This window comes from Candidatus Nitrosotalea sp. FS (assembly GCF_011319475.1).
In the GTDB taxonomy this organism is placed as follows: Archaea; Thermoproteota; Nitrososphaeria; order Nitrososphaerales; family Nitrosopumilaceae; genus Nitrosotalea.
Map to the genome: position 1 here is coordinate 792 of NZ_RCMC01000255.1, position 3,713 is coordinate 4,504.

4 pseudogenes are annotated in these 3,713 nt (G+C 40.8%); all 4 read right to left on the reverse strand.

Going from position 1 to position 3,713, the window contains the following annotated elements:
- A pseudogene (locus tag DYY66_RS10185) lies at positions 1–182 on the reverse strand (glutamine amidotransferase); the annotation flags it as partial.
- A gap of 656 nt (positions 183–838) precedes the next feature.
- A pseudogene (locus tag DYY66_RS16525) lies at positions 839–1,063 on the reverse strand (hypothetical protein); the annotation flags it as partial.
- A gap of 1 nt (position 1,064) precedes the next feature.
- Positions 1,065–1,509, reverse strand: a pseudogene (locus tag DYY66_RS10200) (UPF0182 family protein); the annotation flags it as partial.
- Between the two features lie 1,930 nt (positions 1,510–3,439).
- Positions 3,440–3,713: pseudogene (locus DYY66_RS10210) on the reverse strand (DNA primase); the annotation flags it as partial.

Here is a 3,713-nt window from a genome sequence, read left to right on the forward strand (position 1 = left end):
TTTATCATGTTCATCTCAGAATTGTTTTTTCGCCTTCCTGATAGTATGATAGATGAATATTTTCCAAGATCTAGTGATGATACATCAGAGAATGCATGGCGCTCAAATGTTACATCAAGATTTTTTATACAGTCCAAAAGTGACTGGGTGTAGACAGAGCCATTGTCTACAACTAGCAGCAAACTATCGTACACCTATGGTAATATAGTGCAGTTCTGGTACGCTATCCTCTACTGATACGGCTCCAATCTTTACCGTGCCGTTGTCCTGCCAGAATAACACCCTGTCTTTAGGCTGGACAAAGTTTTTCACAAATTCTGATATGAGACTCTTTGNCATCATTTACCGATACGGCTCCAAGTTTTACCGTGCCGTTGTCTTGCCAGAATAATACTCTGTCTTTGGGTTGGACAAAGTTTTTCACAAATTCTGATATGAGACTCTTTGTCTTGTCCAGATCAGACTGTTGTGTAAAGGACACCTTGCCTTCCTCAAATGTAAGCGGGAACTGGATAGCTATTGGAGTAAGTACTGTAATTTTTTGATCAGTAAGTATTGTTTTTACGGTATTCATCCTAGTTGATTCATCTAGTTGTAATGCTGTAGTGACGTTAGATGGTGCAACGCCACTGACCTTTGCCAAGTAAGTAGCAAANTTTTACTGTTGATACTCTGGATGTTTCATCTAGTTGTAATGCCGTAGTGACATTGACTGGTGCAACACCACTGACCTTTGCCAAGTAAGTAGCAAACNCTTACTGTTGATACTCTAGTTGTTTCATCTAGTTGTAATGCTGCAGTGACATTGGCTGGTGCAACGCCGCTTACCTTTGCCAANCTGCTGCAATGGTACCAAGTTGTGTTACCACTCCACCAGAGCCTGCGGTATAAACAGGAATAAAGTAAACATCTTGATCTCCTATCTTGTACAGAATGTTATCTCCTACTCTAGGAGTTCGCAGTAGAGTTTGCAGCTGAGCAAAGTCTGATTCCCTTGCTAACGCTTCGCGTACTGCAGTTGGTCCTAGAAGTTTTGTCTTGGAATCAAGCGGTACCTGATAGANTTCTAGGTGTTCGCAACAGAGTTTGCAGCTGTGCAAAGTCGGATTCCCTTGCTAACGCTTCTTGTACTGCAGATGGACCTAGAAGTTTTGTCTTGGAATCAAGCGGTACTTGATAGAACTGCATCTTGCCAAAGCTTGAAACATCATTTTGTACTATCATGTATCCTGCCAAGTTTCGCCCTTGAGAGCCTCGTAGTTCAAGGGAAAGTATTCCAACATATGTGGGCTTGTCAAATCCAGGTGGTTTCTCTTCCACATAATAAGTTCCAAGATTTTGTGGTACTTCGTAAAAGTCCTTTGCCTGTATGAATGTTGAAGTATCTGTCACGTGGTAAATGTTGAACATCTCAACTCTCCAGTTAAAGAGAGCTTCTGGATATCGAAGTTGTTTGCTAAGCCATTGTGGCATGTCAATGAACTGATCACCATACTGATTTGCAAACATGTCTGTGAAAAAGTCATCACCTGTCTTGATTAGAGTCACCNCGGTACAAGCCAATATGTTTTCTTGCCATCACTGACTGGAAGAATATCTAGCTGTTTTCCAAGCAAGTCATATTGGAAATATGGATAAAGCAATTGCATTCTGTCATGGACATNTGGTACAAGCCAGTATGTGTTCTTGCCATCACTTACTGGAAGAATGTCTAGTTGTTTTCCTTGCAAGTCATACTGGAAGTATGGATAAAGTAATTGCATTCTGTCATGGACATCTCTGTATCTTATGATGTGAATTGGCTCAGTTGGATAGGACAAGAAAAAGTTTGGCTCAAAGAGTTGGCTGATTGGAGGCTTGACATCAATTCCTCCGCTTCCATTGTATGTCGCATTGTTAAGTTCTGCCGTAGTCTGCCTGTTCTGAGGATAGGCTGCCCATGTGTCTGAAAACAGACCACCCTCACCATAGTATATCATTCGTTGCTGGAAGAATTTGCTGCTGTCAACAATTGTTCCGTTCTGAGCATTAAGTGTAAGAAAACCATTGTCAACGTGAGTGTATACAAGATGCTGATTATACCACGTGTTTTCTTGTGTAACTGAATCAGGCAGTACAGGCTTCATCGATGCAGACCAGTACAGCGTATCATTGAATCGTAGTATGTCGTTATTTTCAAAATTTACATATGGTATAAGACCAATCTCTGGCTTTAGTTTTGCAAATGCTGCATCCCAGTCCCAGACTCGAACCTTGCTTAGCAGATCATTATTTTGTGCCACATAATTTGGAATGTCTCCTGGAGAAACAGGACTNAGTTGTCCAAGGTAACGGTTTACACCTATCTGCTCTGCCTTGTATGGACCAAGAAATTCTATCTTTCTTGCATCTGCGATGCTGTTGTTTACCATCATTATGGAACCTGCAATGAGTGCAATTACAATCAAAGTAAGTACGCGAATGTAGATGTCACGCTTTGAAGGTAATATGATGACTCGAGACTTGAACTTGTCAACAAAATAAAATCCAATTAATGCAAATCCTGCAGCAAGTGTACCGCCTATTGCATATTTTGTATTGTAATCAATCTGGTTTGTAAAGAACATGTTTACTCCAGCCCAGATTATTCCAATTCCAATTATTGCCTCAATTGTAGATACATAATCTAGAAACTTTGGCTTGCCCTTTGCAGCATCTTGTAGATATCTAGTAACAAGCCCTATGATATTGTGCAGCCCCACATAGAGTACAAGCCTTAGGCCAATCACAGCAAGCATTGGCGGAACAATAATTGTCAGCGATGGAATCATTGGCACTACATGAGTTGCAGCATATGACGGATCAGTAGGCGGTGTGACAAATGGGAGTGAGAATATCTTCCATATGCTGTTAACACTCAGGTCGTGGCCATCAAGCAAGTAGACAAGTGCAAACCCAAACATTAGATTTGCAAAGAATGCACCAAAGAGAACGACCTTTGTTATTTGCCAGATGATAAAGTTTGGAACACTTAGCTTGTATTCCTTGAAGCTTGGAATGTTTTCTGTTACAGAATAATTATTTCCTCGCTTGAAAAATGTCAGGACAACGTTTAGTCCGTACCATGCCATTGATGAGCGATTTTTTATGTTCACCCGAATCAGCGTAATAGCGGCAAGAACTAGAGCAGAGACAAGTGAAAAGTATAATGGTTTTGTAAATAAAGTGCCAAACTCTTGCGAGTTCATATACAATACAACTGCCTGGTTGCTTGTCAGGACAAAGATTACAATTGCAATTAGGGCAGCAACACCAATTTTGACATATCTTCCTGCATCACGCGGAGGCGGGCTGGATTGGGTCGATGAGTTGTACAAAATCAAGCTACCTTCCTTTGTGTCAAATTAATGTCTACCTGATTTCTTTTCCAAAATACCATTAATAAGTCAAAAGAAGCTTGTCAGACTGCATTTCCTAGGCCTTTGCACAACATGTAGACTGCTGCATATTTTGGCAAAGAGACTCTCTCGGTATGATATGGTCCAAATTTCTTGTTTTTGAGTCTGATTTGCACCGGACAGTCTGCAATGATATCAACGGCATCATCTCCCAAAAGACATGCTTCCAAATATGGATCAAATGAATCCAAGTTTGTGCAATGGATCTTTGATAGCCCACTCTTGCTGTTAATTGATCCTTCAAGGCGAAATATCCTGTGAATGTCCATGGTAACC